At 72.8% G+C, this 24,497-nt stretch carries 24 protein-coding genes and 1 tRNA gene; 10 read left to right on the top strand and 15 right to left on the bottom strand.

From position 1 onward, the window contains the following. Nucleotides 1-19 precede the first annotated feature (19 nt). From xseA to ES689_RS10590, 5 genes are all read left to right on the top strand, one after another. On the top strand, nucleotides 20-1,309 hold the full coding sequence (xseA, locus tag ES689_RS10610; protein ID WP_146904038.1) for an exodeoxyribonuclease VII large subunit: 1,290 nt from the start codon (nucleotides 20-22) through the stop codon (nucleotides 1,307-1,309). Nucleotides 1,310-1,318: 9 nt separating this feature from the next. Further along, complete coding sequence (locus ES689_RS10605) at nucleotides 1,319-1,564, top strand: exodeoxyribonuclease VII small subunit (RefSeq protein ID WP_146904035.1); 246 nt, start codon at nucleotides 1,319-1,321, stop codon at nucleotides 1,562-1,564. Beyond that, complete coding sequence (locus ES689_RS10600) at nucleotides 1,561-2,256, top strand: DUF4245 domain-containing protein (protein ID WP_146904032.1); 696 nt, start codon at nucleotides 1,561-1,563, stop codon at nucleotides 2,254-2,256. Before ES689_RS10605 ends, ES689_RS10600 begins: the two co-directional genes overlap by 4 nt. Beyond that, on the top strand, nucleotides 2,253-2,882 hold the full coding sequence (locus ES689_RS10595) for a carbonic anhydrase (RefSeq protein WP_305038354.1): 630 nt from the start codon (nucleotides 2,253-2,255) through the stop codon (nucleotides 2,880-2,882). Before ES689_RS10600 ends, ES689_RS10595 begins: the two co-directional genes overlap by 4 nt. Before the next feature lie 66 nt (nucleotides 2,883-2,948). Further along, the gene (locus ES689_RS10590) at nucleotides 2,949-4,343 is read left to right on the top strand and encodes a class II fumarate hydratase (RefSeq protein WP_191330366.1); all 1,395 of its coding nucleotides are present in this window, start codon (nucleotides 2,949-2,951) and stop codon (nucleotides 4,341-4,343) included. A gap of 150 nt (nucleotides 4,344-4,493) precedes the next feature. On the opposite strand, the gene ES689_RS10585 is transcribed toward ES689_RS10590, so the two are convergent. From ES689_RS10585 to ES689_RS10570, 4 genes are all read right to left on the bottom strand, one after another. Further along, a complete protein-coding gene (locus ES689_RS10585) occupies nucleotides 4,494-5,282 on the bottom strand; it encodes a prepilin peptidase (RefSeq protein ID WP_146904028.1) in 789 nt (262 codons plus the stop codon). A gap of 119 nt (nucleotides 5,283-5,401) precedes the next feature. Continuing rightward, nucleotides 5,402-6,766: a PhoH family protein gene (locus ES689_RS10580; RefSeq protein WP_146904025.1), complete on the bottom strand. Its 1,365-nt coding sequence runs from the start codon at nucleotides 6,764-6,766 to the stop codon at nucleotides 5,402-5,404. Nucleotides 6,767-6,993: 227 nt separating this feature from the next. Continuing rightward, a complete protein-coding gene (locus ES689_RS10575; protein ID WP_146904022.1) occupies nucleotides 6,994-8,121 on the bottom strand; it encodes an aminotransferase class V-fold PLP-dependent enzyme in 1,128 nt (375 codons plus the stop codon). An 80-nt stretch (nucleotides 8,122-8,201) separates the two neighbouring features. Next, complete coding sequence (locus tag ES689_RS10570; protein ID WP_223269536.1) at nucleotides 8,202-8,990, bottom strand: isoprenyl transferase; 789 nt, start codon at nucleotides 8,988-8,990, stop codon at nucleotides 8,202-8,204. A 66-nt stretch (nucleotides 8,991-9,056) separates the two neighbouring features. On the opposite strand from ES689_RS10570, the gene ES689_RS10565 reads away from it, so the two are divergent. Continuing rightward, on the top strand, nucleotides 9,057-9,794 hold the full coding sequence (locus ES689_RS10565) for a hemolysin III family protein (protein WP_146904019.1): 738 nt from the start codon (nucleotides 9,057-9,059) through the stop codon (nucleotides 9,792-9,794). A 60-nt stretch (nucleotides 9,795-9,854) separates the two neighbouring features. Here the strand turns inward: ES689_RS10565 and ES689_RS15630 are convergent, their stop codons facing one another. Both ES689_RS15630 and mca read right to left on the bottom strand, forming a co-directional pair. Continuing rightward, the gene (locus ES689_RS15630) at nucleotides 9,855-10,205 is read right to left on the bottom strand and encodes a hypothetical protein (protein ID WP_191330364.1); all 351 of its coding nucleotides are present in this window, start codon (nucleotides 10,203-10,205) and stop codon (nucleotides 9,855-9,857) included. Continuing rightward, nucleotides 10,202-11,095 (bottom strand): mycothiol conjugate amidase Mca, encoded by an 894-nt coding sequence (gene mca / locus ES689_RS10555; protein ID WP_191330362.1) that lies wholly within the window; start codon nucleotides 11,093-11,095, stop codon nucleotides 10,202-10,204. Before mca ends, ES689_RS15630 begins: the two co-directional genes overlap by 4 nt. Nucleotides 11,096-11,173: 78 nt before the next feature. Between mca and ES689_RS10550 the strand changes: the two genes are divergently transcribed. Then, on the top strand, nucleotides 11,174-11,644 hold the full coding sequence (locus ES689_RS10550) for a DUF4307 domain-containing protein (RefSeq protein WP_146904016.1): 471 nt from the start codon (nucleotides 11,174-11,176) through the stop codon (nucleotides 11,642-11,644). 136 nt (nucleotides 11,645-11,780) lie between these two features. Further along, entirely contained in the window at nucleotides 11,781-12,275 is a 495-nt protein-coding gene (gene greA / locus ES689_RS10545; RefSeq protein ID WP_146904013.1) for a transcription elongation factor GreA, read from the top strand. Nucleotides 12,276-12,376: 101 nt separating this feature from the next. Here the strand turns inward: greA and ilvA are convergent, their stop codons facing one another. Both ilvA and ES689_RS10535 read right to left on the bottom strand, forming a co-directional pair. Then, the gene (ilvA, locus tag ES689_RS10540; RefSeq protein WP_146904010.1) at nucleotides 12,377-13,615 is read right to left on the bottom strand and encodes a threonine ammonia-lyase; all 1,239 of its coding nucleotides are present in this window, start codon (nucleotides 13,613-13,615) and stop codon (nucleotides 12,377-12,379) included. After that, nucleotides 13,608-14,786, bottom strand: coding sequence for an AI-2E family transporter (locus ES689_RS10535; RefSeq protein ID WP_146904007.1), 1,179 nt, complete (start codon nucleotides 14,784-14,786; stop codon nucleotides 13,608-13,610). Before ES689_RS10535 ends, ilvA begins: the two co-directional genes overlap by 8 nt. Before the next feature lie 127 nt (nucleotides 14,787-14,913). Here ES689_RS10535 and ES689_RS10530 point away from each other — a divergent pair, with 127 nt between their 5' ends. Then, on the top strand, nucleotides 14,914-16,170 hold the full coding sequence (locus ES689_RS10530; protein ID WP_146904004.1) for a winged helix-turn-helix domain-containing protein: 1,257 nt from the start codon (nucleotides 14,914-14,916) through the stop codon (nucleotides 16,168-16,170). Here ES689_RS10530 and ES689_RS10525 read toward each other — a convergent pair. Both ES689_RS10525 and ES689_RS10520 read right to left on the bottom strand, forming a co-directional pair. Then, complete coding sequence (locus ES689_RS10525) at nucleotides 16,167-17,075, bottom strand: M48 family metalloprotease (RefSeq protein ID WP_146904001.1); 909 nt, start codon at nucleotides 17,073-17,075, stop codon at nucleotides 16,167-16,169. The genes ES689_RS10530 and ES689_RS10525 overlap by 4 nt on opposite strands. A 27-nt stretch (nucleotides 17,076-17,102) precedes the next feature. Continuing rightward, nucleotides 17,103-17,684, bottom strand: coding sequence for a LemA family protein (locus tag ES689_RS10520; protein WP_197980644.1), 582 nt, complete (start codon nucleotides 17,682-17,684; stop codon nucleotides 17,103-17,105). A 250-nt stretch (nucleotides 17,685-17,934) separates the two neighbouring features. Between ES689_RS10520 and ES689_RS10515 the strand changes: the two genes are divergently transcribed. Beyond that, nucleotides 17,935-20,199 (top strand): hypothetical protein, encoded by a 2,265-nt coding sequence (locus ES689_RS10515; protein WP_146903998.1) that lies wholly within the window; start codon nucleotides 17,935-17,937, stop codon nucleotides 20,197-20,199. Between the two features lie 104 nt (nucleotides 20,200-20,303). Here the strand turns inward: ES689_RS10515 and ES689_RS10510 are convergent. The 5 genes from ES689_RS10510 to ES689_RS10490 form a co-directional block, all read right to left on the bottom strand. Next, nucleotides 20,304-20,377, bottom strand: a tRNA-Leu gene (locus ES689_RS10510). Nucleotides 20,378-20,463: 86 nt separating this feature from the next. Next, the gene (locus ES689_RS10505) at nucleotides 20,464-22,017 is read right to left on the bottom strand and encodes an NAD(P)/FAD-dependent oxidoreductase (RefSeq protein ID WP_146904863.1); all 1,554 of its coding nucleotides are present in this window, start codon (nucleotides 22,015-22,017) and stop codon (nucleotides 20,464-20,466) included. A 40-nt stretch (nucleotides 22,018-22,057) separates the two neighbouring features. Continuing rightward, nucleotides 22,058-23,332, bottom strand: a complete 1,275-nt coding sequence (locus ES689_RS10500; RefSeq protein ID WP_146903995.1) for a S8 family serine peptidase — start codon at nucleotides 23,330-23,332, stop codon at nucleotides 22,058-22,060. Between the two features lie 5 nt (nucleotides 23,333-23,337). Continuing rightward, complete coding sequence (locus ES689_RS10495) at nucleotides 23,338-23,925, bottom strand: DUF501 domain-containing protein (protein WP_146903992.1); 588 nt, start codon at nucleotides 23,923-23,925, stop codon at nucleotides 23,338-23,340. Continuing rightward, on the bottom strand, nucleotides 23,922-24,458 hold the full coding sequence (locus ES689_RS10490; RefSeq protein WP_146903989.1) for a septum formation initiator family protein: 537 nt from the start codon (nucleotides 24,456-24,458) through the stop codon (nucleotides 23,922-23,924). Before ES689_RS10490 ends, ES689_RS10495 begins: the two co-directional genes overlap by 4 nt. Nucleotides 24,459-24,497 lie beyond the last annotated feature (39 nt).

The raw sequence follows: 24,497 nt of genomic DNA, 5'->3' as shown, positions 1-24,497 counted from the left end.
CGACCTGAGGACACCCTGCATGACGATCGTCACCCCGCCGCCCACCGCCGACGCGCCCTGGCCGGTCGGCCTGCTCGCGGGCAAGGTGCGCGACTGGATCGACCGACTCGGCACGGCGTGGGTCGAGGGGCAGATCACCCAGTGGAACGTCTCCGGCGGCAACGTCTACGGCAAGCTGCGCGACCTCGAGCAAGACGTCACCGTGTCGTTCTCGATCTGGTCGAGCGTGAAGTCGAGGGTGCCCGCCGACCTCAAGCAGGGCGACCGCGTGGTCGCGGCGGTCAAGCCGAACTACTGGGTCAAGGGCGGCTCGCTGACCATGCAGGTCTTCGACATGCGCCACGTCGGGCTCGGCGACCTGCTCGAGCGGCTCGAGCGACTGCGGGCCCAGCTCACCGCCGAGGGCCTCTTCTCGCCCGACCGCAAGAAGCGGCTGCCCTTCCTGCCGCAGTGCATCGGCCTCGTGACCGGCCGCGACAGCGACGCCGAGAAAGACGTCCTGCGCAACGCCCAGCTGCGCTGGCCATCGGTCTCGTTCCGCGTCGTGCACGCGGCCGTGCAGGGCGACCGCTCGGTGGGCGAGGTGACGGCCGCCGTCCAGCAGCTCGACGCCGACCCCGAGGTCGACGTCATCATCGTCGCCCGTGGCGGCGGCGACTTCCAGAACCTGCTCGGCTTCAGCGACGAGTCGCTCGTCCGGGCCGTGGCCGCCTGCAGCACCCCGGTCGTCAGCGCCATCGGCCACGAGGCCGACCGCCCCCTGCTCGACGACGTCGCCGATCTCCGTGCGTCCACCCCGACCGACGCCGCCAAGCGCGTGGTGCCCGACGTCGGCGAAGAGCTGTCGCGGGTGCAGCAGGCCAGGTCGCGCATCGGGGTGCGGCTGAACCAGATCGTGTCGACCGAGATCGACCGGCTCGAGCAGGTGCGCAGCCGCCCGGTGCTCGCCTCGCCCCAGACCCTGGTCGACGTGCGCGCCGACGAGATCGTCCGAGCCGTGTCCCGCGGCGAAGAGCTGCTCGCCCGTGCGGTCGAGCGGGCGCACACCCGCGTCTCCGAGCTGACCGCGCAGCTGCGGGCGCTGTCGCCCCAGGGCACCCTGCGACGGGGCTACTCGATCGTGCAGCTGCCGGGCGGCGCCGTCCTCCGCGACCCGGCGGACGCCCCGGACGCGACCGAGCTCGTCCTCACCCTCGAAGGAGGCGCGCTCCAGGCCGTCAGCACCGGCGCCTCCTCCCCAGGCCCCGCCTCCTCCACGTCCTCCTCGCCGTCGAGCGACGCCGCCTCCCCTGCCAGCACCTCTCGTTAGGATCGACCCGTGGCACAGTCCTCCTCCCCCGCCCCTTCCGCGTCCGCTCCCGCCGACGTGGCGTCCCTCAGCTACGAAGAGGCGCGCGACGAACTCGTGACGGTCGTGTCCGAGCTCGAGCAGGGGGCGTCGACCCTCGAGCGGTCGCTCGCCCTGTGGGAGCGAGGCGAGGCGCTCGCCCGCCGCTGCGAAGAGTGGCTGCTCGGCGCCCGGGAGCGCCTCGAGGCCGCGCGTCGACAGGCGCCCGCCGAATGACCGAGCCCGGCACGCCCGAGCCTCGGGGCGCTCGCGGCTCTCGCAGCAGGGAGCCGCGCATCGTGGCCGAGCTGGGGCGTCCCGAGACCCCGGACGAGACGGCGCGTCGCAAGGCGGAGAACACGCGCAAGCACTACGCCAACCAGACCGCGGTCAACCTGACGTTGTCCATCGTGGCGTCGCTCGCGGTCGTGCTCTTCCTGGTGCTGGTCGTCGTGCGCCCCGGCGGCACGGTCAACCGGGAGGAGATCGACTACCGGTCGGTGGCGCAGAACGCCGAGAGCAACGTCGACGTGCCGCTGGCCGCTCCCGACCTGCCGAGCGGCTGGACGTCGAACCGTGCCGACATCTCCACCGGCACGGCTGACGGCGTCGCCACCTGGTACGTCGGGCTCATCACGCCCACCGAGCAGTTCATCGCCCTCGAGCAGGGCGTCGACGCCAACGCGACCTGGGTCGCGAACGCGGTGCAGGCGCGACCGGCCACGGGTGCGACGACGATCGCGGGCCTCGACTGGCAGGTGTACGACCGCCGCGACGGCGAGAGCCCCGGCAACTTCGCCTACTCGATGACGACGACGGTCGACCGCAGCTCGTACGTGCTGCACGGCACGGCCGGCGACGTCGAGTTCGAGCAGCTAGCCACCGCGCTGGCCGAGCAGCTGGCCGACCAGACAGGAGACCAGTCGTGACCGACTCACCGACCCCGGGCCGTGCGTGGGAGCGGATGAAGGCCGGCAACGAGCGCTTCGTGACGGGCGCGCCGCAGCACCCCCACCAGGACAGCGACCGGCGTGCCCTGCTCGCCGGCGGGCAAGAGCCCGTGGCGGCCCTCTTCGGCTGCGCCGACTCGCGTCTCGCCGCCGAGATCATCTTCGACGTGGGCCTCGGCGACCTCTTCGTCGTGCGGAACGCCGGCCAGGTCGTCGGCGACACCGTGATCGCGTCGCTCGAGTACGCGGTCTCCGTGCTCGGGGTGCCGCTCATCGTCGTGCTCGGCCACGACAGCTGCGGCGCGGTCGCGACGGCCATCGACTCGCTCACGAGCGACGCGCCTCCCGGGTCGCGGTTCCTCGGCGACCTCGTCGACATGATCGTGCCCAGTGTCCGGCGCGCGACGATCGCCCTCGAGCCGGGCGCGGTGCTCGACCCGCGCGCGGTCGGCGCGCTGCACATCCAGGCCTCGGTCGAGTCGCTGGTGGGCCGGAGCGCGCTCATCTCGGCCGCCGTCGCCGAGGGTAGGTTGACCGTGGTCGGGGCGAACTACGCGCTCGCCGACGGCCGCGTCGACCCGTCGATCATCATCGGTCGACTCTGACGCCGCGGGGGCGACCGGCCCCCGTGACACCGCCCCACGAGGGCCGAAGGAAAGGACGATGACGTCGTGACCACAACCGAGTACCGCATCGAGCACGACACGATGGGCGAGGTGCGGGTCCCCGCGTCCGCCCTGTGGCGGGCGCAGACCCAGCGGGCCGTCGAGAACTTCCCCATCTCGGGAGCCGGCCTCGAGGCCGCGCAGATCGTGGCCCTGGCGCGCATCAAGCGGGCGGCCGCCGTCGTGAACGGCCGACGGGGAATCGTCCCCGAGGGCGTCGCCGACGCGATCGTCGCCGCGGCCGACACGATCATCGGCGGGCAGCACCACGACCAGTTCCCCGTGGACGTCTACCAGACCGGCAGCGGGACCTCGTCGAACATGAACATGAACGAAGTGCTGGCCAGCCTCGCCGGGACCGTCGACGGCGTCGACGTGCACCCCAACGACCACGTCAACGCGTCGCAGTCGTCGAACGACGTGTTCCCGACCTCCGTCCACGTGGCCGTGACGGGAGCCCTGCTCCACGACCTCGTGCCGGCCCTCGAGCACCTCGCCGAGTCGCTGGAGCGCAAGGCCGCCGAGTGGGCCGGCGTCGTCAAGGCGGGCCGCACCCACCTCATGGACGCGACCCCGGTGACGCTCGGCCAGGAGTTCGGCGGCTACGCCCGCCAGATCCGGCTCGGCGTCGAGCGCGTGCAGGCGACGCTCCCCCGCGTGGCCGAGGTGCCGCTCGGAGGCACCGCGACGGGAACGGGCATCAACACGCCGGTCGGCTTCCCGCAGGAGGTCATCTCCGTGCTCGCCGACGACAGCGGACTGCCCGTGACCGAGGCTCTCGACCACTTCGAGGCGCAGGGCGCCCGTGACGGCCTCGTCGAGGCGTCCGGCGCGCTCCGCGTGCTCGCGGTCAGCCTCACGAAGATCAACAACGACATCCGCTGGATGGGCTCGGGCCCCAACGCGGGCCTCGGCGAGCTGCACGTCCCCGACCTGCAGCCCGGCTCGTCGATCATGCCCGGCAAGGTCAACCCCGTGGTGCCCGAGGCCGTGCTGATGGTCTCGGCACGCGTGATCGGGAACGACGCCACGATCGCCTGGGCCGGCGCCTCCGGGTCGTTCGAGCTCAACGTCGCCATCCCGGTGATGGGCACCGCGTTGCTCGAGTCGATCCGACTTCTGTCGAACGCGACCCGGGTGCTCGCCGACAAGACCGTCGACGGCCTCGAGGCCGACGTCGAGAGAGCCCGTGCCATGGCCGAGTCGTCGCCGTCGATCGTCACCCCGCTGAACCGCGTGATCGGGTACGAGGCGGCAGCGAAGGTCGCGAAGCACGCCGTGGCGCAGAAGATCACGGTGCGCGAGGCCGTCGTCGACCTCGGCTTCGTCGAGCGCGGCGAGGTCACCGAGGCGCAGCTCGACTCGGCACTCGACGTGCTGAGCATGACCCGCCCGGGCTGAGCCGCCGCGCGCAGCGCCGCCCGGCCGGCCGGCCCGCCGGTCAGGCCGGCCCGGCCGGCCAGGCAGGCCAGGCCGCGGGACCTACGCGAGAGGGGACGAAGTACCGCCCGGCCCGGCGGCACTTCGTCCCTTCTCGGGCACTCGCGGACGCTACGACGCGTCGAGGACCGTCGACGCCACGGCGACCGCGAGCCACCAGCCGACGAGCAGCACCGGCCCGAACGGGATGGCAACCCTGGTCGGCGAGGCGCCCCGTCGTCGGACGGCGACCGCGGCGGTGCCGTGCACACCCCCGAGCAGCGCCACCGCCAGGAGCCAGGCGAGCGGCGCCGACGGCGATGCCAGAGCTGCGGCCACGGCGCCGACGCTCGCGAGCTTGGCGTCGCCGGCCCCGAGGCCGCCGCCGTGCACGAGCGGGACGCACGCCGCGAGCACCGTGAGGCCGAGGAGGCACGCCCACGCCGCCGGGACTCCGCCGCCCGTGGTCACGGCGAGGACCACAGCGGACGCCGCGCCGACCAGGGCCACCAGCACGAGGGCGTTCGGGAGGCGTCGCTCGGCGACGTCGACGCGGACGAGTGGACCGGTCATGACCGCGAGTGCCGACGCCGCCAGCGCCCCCGGCACGGAGAGGTCGAGCGCCGCGACGAGGCCGAGCAGCGCGAGCCCCGTGACGACGTCGATCCCGGTCGGCCTCCGGCTCCGCCCCGGGCGCGGAGACGGAAACGGGGCCGAGCCGTCCCCGTCACGGTCGCCTTCGCGCTCGTCACCGCCGCGACCGCACTCGTCGCGGCCGAGTTCTCCGTCGCCGTGGCGGTCTCGACCGAGCTCTCCGCGGCCGTGCGGCTCGTCGCGGCCGTGCTCGTCACCGCCTCCACGGTGCTCGTGTCGGCCGTGCTCACCGTGGCCGTGGCTGTGCTCGTGCTCTGTGGTCGTCATGAGGCGACCCTGACGCCCCCGTCTCCGCCGCCTCCTGCGGTCGACCCGCGTGTGTGGACGACTTCGCGCAGGTCGCCCCGGTGGAGCAAGGACCCGCCCCCGTCCACACGCCGGCGGCCCTAGGCGAGCTCGTTCGACTCGAGCAGCTCGGTCACGAGCGCGGCGATGGCCGAGCGCTCCGAGCGCGTCAGCGTCACGTGCCCGAAGAGCGGGTGCCCCTTGAGCGTCTCGATCACCGACGCGACGCCGTCGTGGCGCCCCACCCGGAGGTTGTCGCGCTGAGCCACGTCGTGGGTCAGGACGACCCGGCTGTTCTGCCCGATCCGACTGAGCACGGTGAGCAGCACGTTGCGCTCGAGCGACTGGGCCTCGTCGACGATCACGAACGCGTCGTGCAGCGAGCGGCCGCGGATGTGCGTCAGCGGGAGCACCTCGAGCAGCCCGCGCTCGACGACCTCGTCGAGCACGTTCTGCGAGACGATGGCGCCCAGGGTGTCGAAGACCGCCTGCCCCCAGGGGTTCATCTTCTCGGCGGCGTCGCCGGGCAGGAAGCCGAGGTCTTGCCCGCCGACCGCGTACAGCGGCCGGAACACCATGATCTTCTTGTGCTGCTGCTTCTCGAGCACGGCCTCGAGCCCGGCACACAGGGCGAGCGCCGACTTGCCCGTGCCCGCGCTGCCGCCGAGCGACACGATGCCGACCTCGGGATCGAGCAGAAGGTCGATGGCGAGCCGCTGCTCGGCCGAGCGGCCGTGCAGCCCGAACACGTCGCGGTCCCCGCGCACGAGACGGGCCTCGCCTCGGGCGGTGACCCGACCGAGCGCCGACCCGCGGTCGGAGTGCACGACGAGCCCGGTGTTCACGGGGACGTCGGCGAGGGCACGAGAGCTGATCGTCTCCTTCTCCCAGAACGACGCCATCTGGTCGCTCGAGACGTCGAGCTCGCTCAGGCCGGTGTAGCCGCTGTCGACGACCTGCTCGGCGCGGTACTCCTCCGCCGCGAGTCCGATGGAGGCCGCCTTGACGCGCAGCGGGAGGTCCTTCGAGACGACCGTCACGGCCAGCCCGTCGTTCGCCAGGTTCGACGCCACCGCGAGGATGCGCGAGTCGTTGTCGCCGAGCTGGAGGCCCGACGGCAGCACCGACATGTTCGAGTGGTTGAGCTCGACCCGGAACGAGCCGCCCGACCCGACCTCGACCGGGAAATCGAGGCGGTCGTGCGCCACGCGCAGACCGTCGAGGAGGCGGAGCGCCTGTCGCGCGAAGTAGCCCAGCTCAGGATCGTGGCGCTTGCCCTCGAGCTCGCTGACGACGACGACGGGCAGCACCACGTCGTGTTCGGCGAACCGGAAGATCGCCTGCGGATCGCTCAGCAGGACGGACGTGTCGAGGACGTAGGTGCGCTGGTCGACCGCAGCTCGGGGCGTGCCCGCACGACGGTCTGCTGAGGTGCTCTGCTGGTCGGCCCGGGTGTTGACGGTCACGACGACTCCATCTCCGAGCGACGAGGCACTCGGTACCTTCGGCAGGACGGCCGCGGAGCAGTCGCGAGGCGAACTTTCGTGGCCGTCTCGACCGGGCTACTTGCCCGATGAGCCGAACCTACGTCGTGCCTCCGACACGGGTCCAGCACGGCACGCCGTGTCGTGTGACGATCAGGTGAACGACCCTCAGGTGCTGGTCGAGGGTCTGCAGGCCGCGTGGTGGGACCTCAGTACGAGATCGCGCTCCCGTACGACATCAGCGCCTCGCGGAGCAGCCCGAACGAGTCCTCGCCGTTGGACACGTGGGTGCTGAGACGGACGCTCGTGCTCCGCACCGTCACGCTCACCCCGTGGTTCAGCAGCGAGGCGGTCAGCGCCGTCAGGTGCTGCGGCTCCGGCTCGAGCACGACGATCCCGGCCCGCTCCGACTCCACGCGGGACGAGGTCACCGGCACGGCGAACTCGTCGGCGAGGTCGATGAGGCGGGTCGCCCGGTCGGCGACGGCCGCGGCGACCGGACGGATGCCGACGTCCGCGACCTCCTCCAGCGAGGTCGCGAGGCGCGCCTCCGCGATGGGGTCGGGGCGGGAGAGCTGGAACGCGGCCGCACCGGGGACCGGCTCGGCACCGCGCTCGTACGAGCCGCCGAGGGTGATCTCCGAGCCGTGGACGCCGCTGAACACGGGAGTGAGATCGGTCAGGGCGCGGTCGCTGAGCGCCATGAAGCCGGTGCCCCAGCCCGCGCGCAGCCACTTCTGGCCGCCCGTGACCAGCACGTCGGCGACGGCCCAGGGCGCGTCGACGACGCCGAAGCCCTGGATCCCGTCGACGATCAGCAGCCGGTCGCCGATCACCTGGCGGATGCCTTCGAGATCGGCGAGGTAGCCCGTGCGGTAGTCGACGACGCTGACGGCGACGGCCGTCACCGACGGCGTCAGGTGCTCGCGCAGCACCGCGGGCGTCACCGCGTCGTCCGGCACGTCGAGCCAGACGGTGTCGAGCACGCGCAGGGCCGAGGAGGCGCGGGTCGCGGCGAGCGGGGTCGTCGGGTACTCCCGCGGAGACAGCGCGAGCGCACCCGTCAGCCCGAACAGCGTGTGCATCATGCCCTGGCTCGTGCTCGGCTGGAACACCACGTGGTCGGTCGGGAAGCCCGTGAGGGCGGCGACGGCCCGGCGGGCACGTCCGGACTGCTCGTCGAGGGCGACGACCGAGCCGTGCCGGGACCGCGACTGGAGCTCGGTCAGCGCCCGCGCCTCCTGCACGACGCCCGTGCCCATCGGGCCGAACGAGGCGAAGTCGAACCAGCCCGCCTCGTCGGCGAAGCCGGCGGCGAAGTCGTCGATGGTGGTCACGGTGGTGCTCCTCGGATCGGGGTCCTCCACCGTACCCGGCCCCGGGCGTCGAGGGACCGAGCAGCCGACGGCCGCCGGTGTCAGCTGCCGAAGCGGCGGTGGCGCAGGGCGAAGTCGCGCACGGCGCGGAGGAAGTCGACCTCGCGGAGGTCGGGGTAGAGCGCCTCGACGAAGTAGAACTCGCTGTGGGCGCTCTGCCAGAGCATGAAGTCGCTGAGCCGCTGCTCGCCCGAGGTGCGGATGACGAGGTCGGGGTCGGGCTGGCCGCCGGTGTAGAGGTGATCGGCGATGAGCTCGGGCGTCAGCACCTCGGCGAGGGCGTCGAGGGTGCCGCCCGCCGCGTCGTGGGCCCGGACGATGCTGCGCATGGCGTCCGCGATCTCGCGCCGGCCGCCGTAGCCGACGGCGAGGTTGACGTGCAGGCCGCCGTGGTCGCGCGTGCGTTCCTCGGCCGCGGAGAGCGACGAGCAGAGTCCGGCGGGCAGGTCGTCGGTCGCGCCGACGTGCTGCACCTTCCAGTCGCGCTGGTGGGACAGCTCGTCGGCGACGTCGCCGATGATGCCGAAGAGCTCCGTGAGCTCGTCGGAGGCGCGGTTGCCGAGGTTGTCGGCCGAGAGCAGGTAGAGGGTGACGACGCGGATGCCGAGGTCGTCGCACCAGGTGAGGAACTCGCTGATCTTCGCGGCGCCGGCACGGTGCCCGTGCGCGGCCGTCTCGAGCATGCGGGCCTTGGCCCAGCGACGGTTGCCGTCAACGATCATGGCGACGTGGTGCGGCAGCTCGGCCCCGTCGAGCTCACGGCGCAGACGACGCTGGTACAGGCCGTACAGCAGGCCGCCGGCCACGGGAGGCCGTCCAGGACTCTTCACGTGCCCAGGTTAACCCACCCGCGCGGTCACAGCGGTCGCCGGGCCGCCTCCCCTACGCTCGCCCCCATGAGCACCTCCTCGCCCTCTCCGGTCGCCGACGACGGCGGTGCGGAGCTGCCGAACATCCCGCTGCTCGACGACGCCCTCGCCTACTCGTCGATCGAGCGCAAGCCCACCTGGCGCGGCTGGATCCACGCGGGCACCTTCCCGGTCGCGATCGCGACGGGCATCGTGCTCGTCGTGCTCGCCGACGGCGCCGCCGCGACCTGGGCCTGCGCGGTGTTCATGACGACGTCGCTGCTGCTCTTCGGCATCTCGGCGACGTACCACCGGTTCCCGTGGAGCCCCCGCGCGAAGATGTTCCTCAAGCGGCTGGATCACTCGAACATCTTCCTGCTGATCGCCGGCACGTACACGCCCATCGCGGCGATCGCCCTGCCGCCCGGCAGGTCGGCCCTGCTGCTGACGCTCGTCTGGACGGCCGCGGCGTTCGGCATCGCGTTCCGGGTGTTCTTCATCCACGCGCCGCGCTGGCTCTACGTGCCGCTGTACATCTTGATGGGCGTGGGCGCCCTGGGGTTCCTGCCCGACCTCGTCGCGGCGTCCGTGCCGATGACCGTCCTCGTGCTCGTCGGCGGGCTGCTGTACATCGTCGGCGCCGTCTTCTACGCGCTCAAGCGGCCGAACCCGGCGCCTGGCCGGTTCGGGTTCCACGAGCTCTTCCACGCCTGCACCGTGCTGGCCTACCTGTGCCACTGGACGGGCATCCTGGTCCTGGCGCTGAACGCGCCCGTCTTCGTCTGACGCCGACACGCCGACACGCAGGAGGCGCCGGACGAGCCGGCCGGACCGCCTCGGCCGGACCTAGCGCCGGTCGGGCCCGTCCGGCAGCCCCGACCCGTCGCGACGATCGTCGTCGGAGCGGGGGCGCGGCTCGTCGTCCAGCTCCGCGGCGGCGGCGTCCGCCTCGGCCCGCTCGGCCTCGATCTTCTCTCGGACCTCGCCGCGGTACCGGGTGCGACGGACGCGACGCGTCATGTCGACGATGATCAGCACCGTCGCCACGGCGACGAACGCGATGGCGACGAAGCCCCACACGCCGGGCGTGACGTCGACGTCGGGCACCGTCGACGGCGGCAGGGTCGCGTCGGGGGTCGACGGCTGCGCGAGGAGGCGCACGGCCGCCGTCAGCACGAGGTCGCCTGTCGCGCTCATCGGGCCTGCACCCCCACGAGTCCGGTGTCCGGGTCGGCGACGCCGGCGAAGAGGTCGGTCTCGGGCACCGGCGAGTCGACGCGCGACTCGACCAGCTGGAAGTCCTCGGTGGGCCAGGCGGCGACCTGGAGGTCGTGCGGCCAGAAGAAGAAGGCGCTGTCGAGCGGCACCTGGCTGGCGTGCGCGCGGAGGGCCGCGTCGCGGACGGGGAAGAACTCCGACACCGGGACGTGCGTCGTGGCGAGGCCCGGCCGGTCGCTGAAGCGCTCGAGCATCTCGGTGAGGCGCTCGATCAGCGGCGACTCGGGATCCTCGGCTTTCAGGTGCGTGATCATCGCGCCGACGCGGCCGGCGCTGAACATGCGGTCGTAGTAGACCTTGTCGATCTGCCAGGGCTCGCCCGCGGCCGGGTAGCGCGAGGCGTCGGAGGCGGCACGGAACGCCTCCATCGAGATCTCGTGGGTGCGGATGTGGTCCGGGTGCGGGTAGCCGCCGATCTCGTCGTACGTGACGAGGACCTGGGGCCGGAAGCGCCGGATGACGGAGACGAGGGGCTCGGCGCTGATCTCGAGCGGGATGGTCGCGAACGAGTTGACCGCGACGGGCTCGCCCTCGGCGGGCAGCCCGGAGTCGGCGTAGCCGAGCCAGACGTGGTCGATGCCCATCGCCTCCTGGGCGGCTCGCATCTCGTGCACCCGCAGGCCCGCGATGTCGCGTTCGGCGTGCGCCCGCGCCTCGAGCTGCTCGTTGAGGATCGAGCCCTGCTCGCCCCCGGTGCAGCTGACCACGAGCACCTCGGCACCGAGGCTGCGGTAGTAGGCGTAGGTCGCCGAGCCCTTGCTGGACTCGTCGTCGGGATGGGCGTGGACGGCCAAGAGGCGCAGGGTCACGGGTTCCTCACAATTCGTGCAGGGCAGACGTTGCTACCCTCGGGACAAGGATAATCGGACGGAGTTCCCGTGGCGTCCATGCCCCCCGCACCCTCACCGGCCGCTGCGCCCGAGCAGCCCGTCGGCGGCGCCTCCGACGGTCGACCCGACGGCGAGACGGCCAGGCTGGACGCCCGCTACGGGCGCAGCACCGGCACCCGGCGGCGCGGTCGCTGGATCGCGATCGCGGTCGCCGCCTCCTTCGTCGTGGTGTTCGCCGCGTGGGTCGTCTTCGCCGCGTTCGACGGCGACGGCTCGAAGCTCGAGAGCACCGACGTGGGCTACTCCGTGCTCGACGACCGCGCGGTCGACGTGCAGTACACGATCAGCACCCAGCCGGGCAGCGAGGTGAGCTGCGCCGTGCAGGCACAGAACCAGAAGTTCAGCATCGTGGGCTGGAAGGTCGTGCACCTGCCGGCCTCGAGCACGTACTCGACCACCTACACGACGTCGCTCGCGACCAGCGAACGCGCCGTGACAGGCTTGATCTACGAGTGCTGGCTTCCGTAGACTGCGCGGACACCCACGAGACCGGCCACTCGGCCGGTCTCCTTTTTTCGGTGGGCGTGCCCCGCCCGGGCGCGCGGCCCCCGCTCCCGCGGACAGGGCCGCCGCACGCGCTGGCCGCCGCACGGACGGAGACACCATGAGCCAAGACAACGACGCCACCACCTGGCTGACGCCCGACGCCCGCGACCGCCTCCAGGCCGAGCTCGAGACGCTGAGCGGCGAGGGCCGAGCCGAGATCGTGGGCCGCATCGAGGCCGCTCGCGAAGAGGGCGACCTCAAGGAGAACGGCGGCTACCACGCCGCGAAGGACGAGCAGGGCAAGATCGAGGCGCGCATCCGCACCCTGATCAACCTGCTGAAGCACGCCACGGTCGGCGAGTCGACGGCCGCCGACGGCATCGTCGGCCCCGGCACCGTCGTGACCGCGACGATCGCCGGCGACCCCAGCACGTTCCTGCTCGGGAACCGCGAGATCATCGCGCCCGGCAGCGACCTCTCGGTCTACAGCGAGACGAGCCCGCTCGGCCAGGCCATCAACGGCCAGAAGGTCGGCACGACGACCAGCTACACGGCGCCGAACGGCAAGGAGATCACGGTCTCGGTCACCGCGGTCGAGACCTACGTGCCCTGATCGGTACGGTCCCTGACCGGACTCGACCACGACGGGGGCCCCTGCTCAGCCGAGCAGGGGCCCCCGTCGTGCGTCCGCCGGCCGCGACGGCGCGCTGCCGCCTAGAAGTCGACGTTCGGGTCGAAGCCGGCGTCGCGGAGCCGCCGCAGGACGTCCTCGACGTGGTCCGGCCCGCGCGTCTCGACGCTCAGCTCGAGTTCGACCTCGCTGATCTGCAGGCCCCGCTGGTGGCGGGTGTGCAGCACCTCGACCACGTTGGCGTTCGCGTCGGACAGGATCTGCGAGACGCGGGTCAGCTGGCCCGGCCGGTCGGGCAGGCCGACCCGCAGCTTGAGGTAGCGCTCGGCGGCGGCGAGGCCGCGGCTGATGACGCGCTCCATCATCAAGGGGTCGATGTTGCCGCCGCTGAGCACGATCACGGTGGTCCCCAGGTCACGCACCTGCTCGGTCATCACGGCTGCGACGCCCACCGCGCCGGCTGCCTCGACGACGAGCTTGGCTCGCTCGAGCAGCACGAGCATCGCCCTTGCCGTGTCGTCGTCGCCCACCGTGACGACCTGGTCGACGGTCTGGCGCACGATCTCGAAGTTCAGCACGCCGGGGCGGGCCACCGCGATGCCGTCGGCGATGGTCGGCAGGGCCGTGATGTCCGTGCGGACGCCGCTCGCCATCGACACGGCGTAGGGAGCCGCGTTGGCCGCCTGCACGCCGATGACACGGACCGAGCGGCCCGTCCGGGCCGTCTGCTGCGCGACCGCGCTGGCCACGCCGGCGATGAGGCCGCCTCCGCCGATGGGCACGATGATCGTGTCGACGTCGGGGACCTGCTCGAGGATCTCCAGGCCGAGGGTGCCCTGGCCGGCGACGACGTCGGGGTGGTCGAAGGGCGGGATGAGGGCCGCGCCGGTGCTCGCGGCGAACTCGGCGGCCGCGCGCAGCGCCTGCTCGACGTCGTGGCCGCTGAGCACGACGTCGGCGCCGTACTCCCTCGTCGCCTGCAGCTTGGGCAGGGCGACCCCGACGGGCATGAAGATCGTCGCGGCGATGCCCAGCTCGCGGGCGGCGAAGGCGACGCCCTGGGCGTGGTTGCCCGCCGACGCCGCAACGACGCCCCGCGACTTCTCCTCGTCCGTCAGCTGCGTCAGGCGGTTGTAGGCGCCCCGGATCTTGTACGAGCCGGTGCGCTGGAGGTTCTCGCACTTGAGGTGCACCGGCGACCCGAGCAGCTCGGCCAGGAACCGCGAGCTCTCCATCGGCGTGACGCGGGCGACGCGCGAGACGCGCTCGCGCGCCTCCTCGATCTCGAGCAGCGTGGGACCGGCGATCGTGAGGTCAGACATCCGTGGCCTTTCCGGGCGAGGTGACGTCGGCGGACGTCGGTCGGGGGGTCGTGCGCCACGAGCCCCTCGCGACGTAGCCGATCATGACGTTGAGGACGGCAATGACGGGCACCGCGAAGAGCGCTCCGGGGATGCCGGCGAGGAGGGCGCCGGCCGCCACGGCGAAGACGACGGCCAGCGGGTGCACCTTGACCGCGCTGCCCATGACGAAGGGCTGCAGGAGGTGCCCCTCGATCTGCTGGACCAGGATCACGACGGCGAGCATCAGCAGCGCGACCACCCAGCCGTTGTAGACGAGCGCGATCACGACCGCGATCGCCCCGGTGGCGACGGCGCCGACGACGGGCACGAACGACCCGAGGAACACGGCGATCGCGATCGGCGCGACGAGCGGCAGCCCGAGGAGGAGCGCGCCGAGCCCGATGCCGACGGCGTCGACGAACGCCACGAAGATCTGCACCTTGACGAAGTTCGTCAGCGTCAGCCAGCCTGCCCGGCCCGCCCCGTCGACGGCCTCGCGCGCGGCGCGCGGGAACAGCCTGACCACCCAGCGCCAGATCTCGCCGCCGCCGACGAGCAGGAAGATCGTCGTGAAGAGCATGAGCACGAGCCCCGCGCCGACGTGGCCCGCCGTCGAGCCGATCGACAGGGCGCCCCGCAGCAGGGGCTGGCTGTCCTGCTGCAGCGCGGCGACCGCATCGCTCACGTAGCCGTTGAGCTGCCCCTCGGTGAGGTGGAGGGGCGACGCGAGCAGGAAGTCCTTGAGCTCGCCGTAGGAGGCGACGGACCGGTCGCGCAGCGCCGGCCAGCCGTCGACGATCTGCAGGACGACGAGGGTGAAGAGCCCCGCGACGACGACCAGGAAGCCGACGAGGCTCACGACGACCGCGACCCACTTCGGCCAGCGGTGACGCTGCAGCCACCCCGAGAAGGGGACGAGCAGGGCCGAGACGAGCAGGGCGACCAGGAACGGGATGACGATGATGCGGAGCTGGATCACCAGCCAGACGAACACGGCCACCACCGCCACCACGAGCAGGACCCGCCAGGACCACGCGCCGGCGATGACCATGCCTCGCGGCACCGACGGGTCGGGCGCCCACCCCGAGGGGGCGCTCGGGTCGGTCACCTTCTCGGCCGCTCCCCGCGGGAGCCTGCTGCGGCGCATCATGCGCTCAGTGTAGGGCGGGCCCGGTGGTGTTCCGCCCCGTCGTCCATGCCCCGCTCGGCATGCACCGAGGGGGCGGGAGGAGGCGCCGGGCCGGTCTCGTGTCGGAGGTCACGGCTAGCCTCGCACCGTGCCCCGTGACCGCCTCTCCCCTGCCCTCGCCCGCCGCGTCGCCCTGGCGGCGCAGGGCCTCGGCCGGCCGGCGGCCGCCCCGGGCTCGACGGCCGTGGGCACGCGCCAGCTCACCAGCCTCGTCGACCGGCTCGGCCTGCTGCAGATCGACTCGGTGAACGTCTTCGAGCGCAGCCACCACCTCCCGGTCTTCGCCCGACTGGGCCACTACGACCGAGACGCGCTCGATCGGCTCGTGTTCGCGCCTCGGGGCCGGTTCGTCGAGTACTGGGCGCACGAGGCGGCGATCCTCCCCGTCGCGAGCTGGCCGCTCATGCGCTGGCGCATGAGCGACTACGACGGCCGTTGGCGGGCAGACGAGAACTCGTGGCTCTCGACGAAGCCGCAGATGGCGCGCTGGTTGCTCGACGAGATCCGGGAGAAGGGCCCGCTGCCCGCCAGCCTCGTCGAGCACGACGCCGACCTGTTCCCGTCGCCGACCCGCACCGGCCCGTGGTGGGGGTGGGGCGACGTGAAGCGCGGACTCGAGGCCCTCTTCCGCGTGGGCTCGCTGGTGAGCGCGGGTCGCCGTCGCTTCGAGCGCGTGTACGCGCTGCCCGAGCAGGTCCTGCCGGCAGCGGTGCTGGGCGTCGAGGTCGACCGGGGCGAGGCGCACCGCCAGCTGGTCGCCCACGCGGCCCGCGCCTCCGGCGTCGCCACCGCCTCCGACCTGGCCGACTACTGGCGGCTGAAGGCGGCCGACGTCGTGCCCGCGCTCCGTGAGCTGCACGACGCGGGCGTCGTGCAGCCCGTGTCGGTCGACGGCTGGGCGTCGTCCGCGTGGCTGCACGCCGAGGCGCGGCTGCCTCGCCGACTCGAGGCGGACGCCCTGCTGTCGCCCTTCGACCCCGTGGTGTGGCACCGCCCCCGGGCCGAGCGGCTCTTCGGCTTCCGGTACCGGATCGAGATCTACACGCCGCAGGCGAAGCGGGTGCACGGCTACTACGTGCTGCCCGTGCTGCAGGACGACCAGCTCGTCGCCCGCGTCGACCTCAAGAGCGACCGACAGGCGGGCGTCCTCCGCGTGCAGGCGTCGTGGCGTGAGCGCGACCTGCCGGTCGACGTCGGACGCCTCGCGGCGCTGCTGGGCCGGGCCGCCGCCTGGCAAGGGCTCGACGGCGTCGAGGTCGTTCCGCGAGGCGACCTGGCCGCCGAGCTGCGGCAAGCCGTCGTGGCGGCCGGTCTGGCCGCGACGGACCGCGGCGAGGCGGGCTAGAAGCGCTCGGCGTTCTCGCGCAGCCGCGCGACCCGGTCGGCGAGGGGCGGGTGCGTGCTGAAGAGACGGTCCATGAGGCCCGGCTTCATCGGGTCGCTGATCCACAGGTGCGACATGGACGTGCTCTGTTGCTGCATGGGGCGGCCATAGGCGCCGAGCTTCTCGAGCGCGCTGGCGAGCCCCTCGGGGTGGCGGGTGGTGAGCGCCCCGGTCGCGTCGGCGAGGTACTCGCGCTGACGGGAGACGGCGGCCTGCACGCCCGCGGCGGCGAGCGGCGCGATGATCATCGCGACGAGGCCCAGCACGAGGAACACCGGGTTCGAGCCGCCGCCGCCTCCGTTGCCGTTGTTGTTGTTGCGCCCCCCGGTGAGCGCGCTGAGGAACGACATGCGCATCAGGACGTCGGCGAGGAAGCCGACCGCGACGACCAGCCCGAAGACCATGGTCGACACGCGGATGTCGTAGTTCTTGACGTGGCCCATCTCGTGCGCCATGACGCCCTGCAGCTCAGCGTCGTCCATCAGCGCGAGCAGGCCCGTCGTGGCCGCCACGACCGCGTGGTCGGGGTCACGTCCGGTCGCGAACGCGTTGGGGGCAGGGTCGACGACGACGTACACCTTCGGCATCGGCATGCCCATGGTGATCGAGAGGTTCTCGACCGTGCGCCAGAGCCTCGGCGCCGTCGTCCCGTCGACCTCCTGCGCGCCGCTCATCGAGAGCGCCTGCCGCCCGGCGGCGAAGTACTGGATCAGCGCGTAGACGGCGGCGCCGACGAGGACGACGAAGCCGATGGAGGGGCTGTTCCAGAGGGCAGAGGCAGCGAAGCCCAGCGCGCCCACGATGAGCAGGAAGATCAGGACGATGAAGACCGTGTTGCGCTTGTTCCGCGCGATGGCCGAGTACATGGCAGGAGCCCTGGCGGAGCCGCGGCGCTAGAACTGGACGCGCGGCGGCTCGGCGATGGCCGACGGCTCGGCCACCTCGAAGAAGTCGCGCTCGGTGAAGCCGAGGCGCTTCACGAAGAGGGTGTTCGGGAACGTGCGTGTCTTGGTGTTGAACTCGCGGACACCGCCGTTGTAGAACCGGCGCGCGGCCTGGATCTTGTCCTCGGTGTCGACGAGCTCCGATTGCAGCTGCAGGAAGTTCTGGCTCGCCTGCAGCTGCGGGTAGGCCTCCGACACGGCGAAGATGCTCTTGAGCGCCGTCTGCATGTGGCCCTCGGCGGCGGACGCCTCTGCGGGCGTCTGTGCCCCCAGGGTCTCGGCCCGCGCCTCCGTGACGTTCTGGAACACCTTCGCCTCGTGCGACGCGTAGCCCTTGACCGACTCGATGATGTTCGGGATCAGGTCGGCCCGGCGCTTCAGCTGGATCGTGATGTCGCTCCACGCCTCGTCGACTCGGACCTTGAGCGTGACCAGGCTGTTGTAGGTCGACCAGAGGTAGATGCCGGCGATCACGACGAGCAGGACGATGATCCCGACGGCGACCAGGGTGGCGATGAGGGCCGGTTGCATGGGTGGTGACTCCTTGGGGATACGGCTCGGGTGGACGCGTCGCGGTCGTCCTCAGGATGCCGGTCGAGGGTCACGTCGATGCGTGGGCCACTATAAATGGACCGGATGGGGGCTCCCCGTGGACGGGGCGTCTTCGGGGGGAACTCTCGACATCACCTGTCGCATGAGGGCCCGAGGGCCGCGGCGCGGGCGCGAACTGGTCCTGGCGACCGATTGACAGGTCCCCCGGCAGCGTGCTGAATGGGGAGCAGTGCTCGACTCCACGATCCTCCCCTCGCCGCGTCCCGCCTCCGTCGCCGGACGCGAGCTCGGTGACCGCCGACGCGGCCGGCGGGCCCGCCTCGCCTGGGTCCTCGCGGTCGGCACCCTCCTCGTCGGCCTGTCCGCGACGATCGGGCCGATCGGACCTGCGGAGGCGGCGGGAGCTCCCACGGAGTCGCCCGCACCCCAGCTCGGGGCGCCCACCCCGACCCCCGACCCCACCACGCCGCCCGCGACCCCCACGGCGCCGACCGTGCGGCCCGTCGACGACAGCGCCACCGGCACGGTGCTGGTGCAGGGCGAGGCGACGCCGGCGGCCAGGGTCAAGGTGGCTCTCACGGGCAACGGGGCCTACCGCGACCTCTGCCCCTCGGTGACGACGACGACGACCGGCGCCTGGAGCTGCTCCGCCTCGGTCCCGAGCGGAGCGGGCTGGACGGCCGTCGTGACCGACCTCGACCACACCGACCTCGACCAGGCGACGTCCCCCTCCTTCTCGGTCCTCACGGCTCCGACCGTCGGCTCCGGCCTGCTCGTCGGCGCCAAGATCGGCGGGGCGGCCTTCCCGGGCGCCATGGTGACCGTGACCTCGGAGTCGGGATCCGCCGCCACGGCGACCACGTCGGCGGACGGCAGCTGGGTCGCGGTGCTGCCCGCGGCGGGCTTCCCGTCCGGTCGGCACGCCGTCCGTGCCGTCCAGTCGTCGGCTGCCGTGCCGGACGTCCCGGTCTCCGCCTCCTCGCCGGCGTCGAGCGTCGTCGTCGACCGCGACGCCCCCGTGGCCCCGGTCGTGACGAGCCCCACGTCCGGCCAGCGCGTCGCGGCCCTGCCCCTCGCGGTGTCCGGGACGGGCGAGGCCGGGGCGCTGGCGACGGTCTACGTCGACAGCACGCCCGTCTGCCAGGCCACCGTCTCGGGCGGCGGCACCTGGTCGTGCAGCGCCGGGGGCAGCGAGCTGGGGGACGGTGACCGTGTCGTGCAGGCGGCCCTCGTCGACCAGGCCGGCAACTACGGCCCGCCGAGCGCTGCGGTCCGCGTCACGATCGGGGTGCTGGCGAGCGCTCCGCCGTCGTCCGGCGCCACGGCGACGCCCCGTCCCGGGCCGACCGCGACGCCCTCGCCCGGTGCGGTCCCGCCGCCCACGGCGCCCACAGGGCCCTCCGACGACGGTGCCGGGGCCCCGGGTTCTCCGGTCGGACCCGACGACGGCGGAACTCCGGGCAACACGGCCCCCGGCACCGACGAGGGGACGCAGACCGGCACGTGGGCCACCGCGACGACGTTCGGAGCGGACCTGCCCACCCTCGCCCAGACGCTCGGCGGCCCGGTCTGGCCGCTGGGCGTCGCGGTGGCCCTGCTCTTCCTCGTCCTCGTCGCCGGGCCGTCCCGGCTCGCCGCGGCCTCGGCCCGGGGCAGATTCCGTCCTCGCGCAGCACGTCTGACCGGCCGGAACCGGTCGTCCGAGCTCCCCACCTCGTTCAACCGCGGTGCCGTCGACCCCCGTGTCGCGTCCGGTCTCGCGCTGGCCGCCGGTGCCGTCGCCATCGCCGTGGCCGCCGGCGTGGACGGCCAGGTCCAGTACGCGCGCCTCCTCGCCGGGATCGTCGTGGGGCTCGTGGCGCTGAACGGCCTCGTGGTCCTCCTTCCCGCTGTGCTCGTCGCACGGCGCCTCGGCCTCTCACTCCGCGTCCGCATGTCGCCAGGTCTCCTGCTGGCCGCCGTCGTGGCCTGCGGCGCCACCCGGCTCTTCTCGCTCGATCCCCCGCTCGTCCTGGGCGTCCTCCTCGTCACGACGCTGGGAGCCGTCCGCCCCGGGGGCCACCACGCCGTGGGTACGGGACGCACCCCGAGCGGACGTGACCGCGGAGTCCTTTCGGCGGCGCAGCTCTCGGCGGGCGTCGTCGTCCCCGCGACCGCCTGGGTGCTGCACGGGCTCGTCGACGCCGCGGGAGCCTGGCCACAGCTCGGCCGCGAGTCCCTCGCGACCGTCTGCCTGGCCGGCCTCGGCTCGCTAGTCGTCCACCTGCTCCCGGTCGGCTCGCTGCCGGGTCGCCACGTCTGGGCCTGGTCGAAGACCATCTACGGCGTGCTGGCCGTCGTCGGGGTGTCCGTCGCCGCCGCCGTCTTCGTCGGCGCACCCTCCTCGTCGTTCCCCCTGCCGGCACTCCTGGTGACGAGCCTGGTCGCCGCGCTGCTCGCGGTCGCCGCCTGGCTCTGGACCACGTGGGTCGAGCCGGCCCGCCGCGCTCTCTAGCCCCTCCCTGAGGGTGTGTGAACCGTCACGAAGTACTCCCTGGGAGGCGCGCGACGGGCCTTCGTGACGGTTCGCCACAGCCGTGGCGGAGGGAGGAACGAGGGTGCCCCCGCAGGGATTCGAACCCTGACTGAAGCGATTTTAAGTCGCCTGCCTCTGACCGTTGGGCTACGAGGGCGTGGACCCAGCCTACGATCCGCGGCGGGGACGACGACGCCCGCCGCGCTGGGGTCAGCGGGCGGGCGTCGTGGCGAGCAGGTCGGCTCAGTCGCTGGTCGACAGCGAGCCGCGCCCGGCGTCGACGGGTGCTGCGTCGGCGTCCTTCGCCGTGGCCGACTTCTTGGCGGCAGGCTTGCGGGCAGGTGTCTTGCGAGCGGCCTTCGCGGGCTCCCCCTCGGCGGGCGCGCCCTTCTCGTCGGCCGGGTTGGCGTAGGCCGGGCCGGGCTCGCCGGCGACCTTGCCGAGCTCGGGCGTCGCCGGGGCTGCCGGAGCTGCGGCCTCGGCCTTCGGACGTGACGCGAACTCCTCGAACGCAGCACGGGGACGCTCGCGGTTGTCGAGCGAGACGATGTCACGGCCGAGCCACATGTTGTTCCACCAACCGGTCGCGACGCGGAACTTGCGCTCGAACGAGGGCATGGCGAGACCGTGGTAGCCCCGGTGCGCGGCCCAGGCGGGCAGGCCCTTGAGCACGAACTTGCCGCTCTGGAAGACGCCCACGCCGACGCCGAGCCCGGCGACCGCACCGAGGTTGTCGTGACGGTAGTCGGCCACGCCCTCGCCGCGCAGCGACGCGGTGATGTTCTTGGCGAGGTGCTTGCCCATCCGGACGGCGTGCTGGGCGTTCGGCACGCAGAAGCCGCCGACGCCCTTGCCGGTCAGGTCGGGGGTCGCCGCGACGTCGCCGCACGCCCACGCGTCGGGCACGATCGTCTCGCCGTCGACGACGCGGAGGTCGGCCTTGACGGTGATGCGCCCTCGCTCCTCGAGGGGGAGGTCGGTGCTGCGCACCATCGGGTTGGCCATGACGCCGGCCGTCCAGACGATCAGGTCGGACTCGAACGACTCGCCCGTCGAGAGCTCGATGACGCCTCCGACCGCGGACTTCAGCTGCGTGTCGAGGTGCACGGTCGCGGCGCGCTCGGCGAGGTTCTTGAGCACCCAGTGGCTCGTCTCGAGCGACACCTCGGGCATGATGCGGCCCATGGCCTCGACGAGGTGGAAGTGCGTGTCGTCGATGGTGAGCTGCGGGTACTTCTTGAGCAGGTCGCTGGCGAAGCTGCGCAGCTCGGCGAACACCTCGATGCCGGCGAAGCCGCCACCGACGACCGTGACGGTCAGGAGGCGGTCGCGTGCGGCACCGGCGGGCAGGTTCGCGGCCGCCGCGAAGTTGGTGAGGAGCTTGTCGCGGATAGCCGCCGCCTCCTCGATGGTCTTGAGGCCGATGGCCTCGTCGGCGACGCCCGGGATCGGGAACGTGCGCGACACGGCGCCCGCGGTCATGACGACCTGGTCGTAGTCGACCGTCCACGGGTCGCCGACCTCCGGCGTGATGGTGGCCGTCTTGGTGGCGTGGTCGACCTTCGTGACCTTCGCCGTGACGACGGTGGTCTTCTTGAGGTGACGACGCAGGGAGACGACTGCGTGGCGCGGCTCGATGGAGCCGGCGGCCACCTCCGGGAGGAACGGCTGGTAGGTCATGTACGGCAGCGGATCCACGATCGTGACCTCCGCCTCCCCGGCGCGCAGCCACTTCTCGAGCTTCCAGGCTGTGTAGAAACCGGCGTAGCCGCCGCCGACGATCAGGATCTTGGGCACAGGGGTGAACTCCTCGAGGTGGTGGGGTGGCACGACGACTTTACTCCTGCTCGTGTCGTCGCCTGAACTGGCGGGCCGCTCCCGCGGCGACGGCGACGAGGGCCGCGCCGAAGACCGCGAAGACGATCAGCGGCAGCCCGGTCGAGCGCATCGACTCGACCGTCGGGAGCAGCGCACGGAGGGGGTGGTCGCCGTCGCTCTGCGGCGTCGGCACCGGAGCCGGCTCGACGGGGGCGACGGCCCCGGCCGAGGGCGTCGGCGCGTCGGCCCGTCGGTGCACGCGGATCCACTCCGCCAGGTCGCCCATGGGGTTCGCCGAGACGGGCGCGACCGTCCTCCGGACGGCGGCGGCCGCGTCGACGAGCCCGTAGCCGTACAACGGATCGGGGAGCGAGCTGCCCCGGGGATCCGCCGTCGACACCAGTCGGTTGATGACGTCAGCCGCGCCCAGCTCAGGGTGGGCGCTCCGCACGAGCGCGACCATGCCCGCCACGAGGGGCGTCGCGCCGCTGGTGCCGCTCCAGCTGTAGTGCACGTCGCCGGGGCCCACGCCGACGAGCTTCTCACTGGGGGCCGAGACGCCGATGGTGATGCCCTGGCTGGAGGCGTCGAAGCTCGCCGCGCCCGACCGGTCGACGCCGGCGACGGTGAGGACGCCCGGCATCGTGGCGGGCGCGCCGACCTCGGTCGTGCCGCTGCCGCGGTTGCCGGCCGCCGCGACCACGACGACGTCCTCCTCCTGCGCGTGCAGGAACGCCTCGTCCCAGCTCGTGGGCCAGTCGAGGGTGTTGCGGGTCAGGGACATGTTGATGACGTCGGCGCCGTGGTCGACGGCCCAGGTGACGGCGTCGGCGATCTGCTGGTCGGAGTCGACCGCGCCGGCGCCGAAGCCCACCGAGATCGAGAGGAGGTCGGCCTCGGGCGCGACGCCGATCACGCCGTCGCCGGTCGCCGTGCCTCGTCCTGCGAGGAGGGAGCCGACGAGGGTCCCGTGGGCAGGGTCGTCGGAGCCGACCGGGCTCTGACCGTCGGCGGAGCCCTGCCCGGACATGTCCGTGCCCCCGACGACGACACCTTGCAGCTCGCGGACGGAGCCGTCGACGCCCGTGTCGATCACGGCGACCGTGACGCCCGCGCCGCGCGTCGTCTGCCAGGCCTCCCGCACGCCGTAGTCGGACAGCCAGTACTCGGCATCGCGGATGCTGTCGGCCGACGCGGTCGCGGCGGGCACGAGCACGAGGCCGACGGCGGTCACGACCACGAGCAGGCTCGCCGACAGCGCCTTGGTCGCCGCGCGCGCCCCGGTGCGGCGCACCTGCCTCAGCCTGCCTCGAGCGGAGCGGAGGAGGCGGCGGTCTCGCCGGGCGCGCCGGTCGCTGCGTCGTCGCCGGCGGCCTCGCCCAGGTAGTCGCCGCAGCGGCACACGTCGGGGCTCCAGCTCGAGCGCTCGACGGCGAGGTCGCCCAGCGGGTTGACGCCGGGACCCGCCGACAGGGCGTGCCCGGCGAGGGCGTGCAGGCACTTGACGCGCTCGGGCATGCCGCCGGCCGTCACGTGCGCGATCTCGGCCACGTGCTCGATGCCCTCGCGGTCGGCCAGGTAGGCGTCGTGCGCGTCGTGGTACCGCCTCCTGAGGTCGTCGTCCGAGGCCAGCAGCTCGGTCATCTCGGCCATGACGCCGTTGGCCTCGAGGGTCGAGATCGCCGCCGTCGCGCCGGGGTGGCAGAGGTAGTAGAGAGTCGGGAACGGCGTGCCGTCGCCGAGGCGCGGCTTCGTCGCGACCACGGTCGGGTTGCCGCAGACGCAGCGCGCGGGGATGCCGATCACGTCGCGCGCGGGGCGTCCCAGCATGGCGGTGACGAGCTCGACGTCGCGGTCGCTGACGGGCTCGAAGGGAGGGGTCGTCACGGGGTGCCGCCTGTCGTGGAGGACGGCAGGGGCGCCCCGCCGATGTCGGGCGCGACCAGCTCGGTCGCGGGTTCGTCGCTGAGGCCCGCGTCGATCACGGACGACATCATCGCGGCGACCCAGTCGACCTGGGGGGTCTGCAGGGTGTCGCTGATGGGTGCCTGCGACGGCGTCGCCGCGTCGGCGTCCGCACCCATCACGAGGTAGCTGTACTCGCCGGGGTAGACGTAGAGCAGCCGGTCTCGGGCCTGCGCCTCGATGTACGCCGGGTCGCTCCAGCGCGCGACGTCCCCCTGGAGGTCGTCCACGTCGTCCCGCTGGTCGCGCACGTCCTGCTGGAGGGTCGCGATCTGCTGCTGCTGCTGGACCAGCGTGCGGAGCGAGGGCGCGAGCACGACCACGAACAGCACGAGGATGACGAGCATCAGCAGGCTGAAGCCGGAGAAACGGATGCTGCGGAGCCAGCCGCCCGCAGCGGTCTCGCGCGACGCGAAGGCGACGGGCACACGTCGGGTCGGGGTCTCACGGGGCATGCACCCGAGGGTAGACGACCCTCGAGGGGGCAGGGTCAC

Source organism: Frigoribacterium sp. ACAM 257, from assembly GCF_007954365.1.
Classification (GTDB): Bacteria; Actinomycetota; Actinomycetes; order Actinomycetales; family Microbacteriaceae; genus Frigoribacterium.
This window is presented reverse-complemented; position numbering and strand designations above follow the sequence as displayed.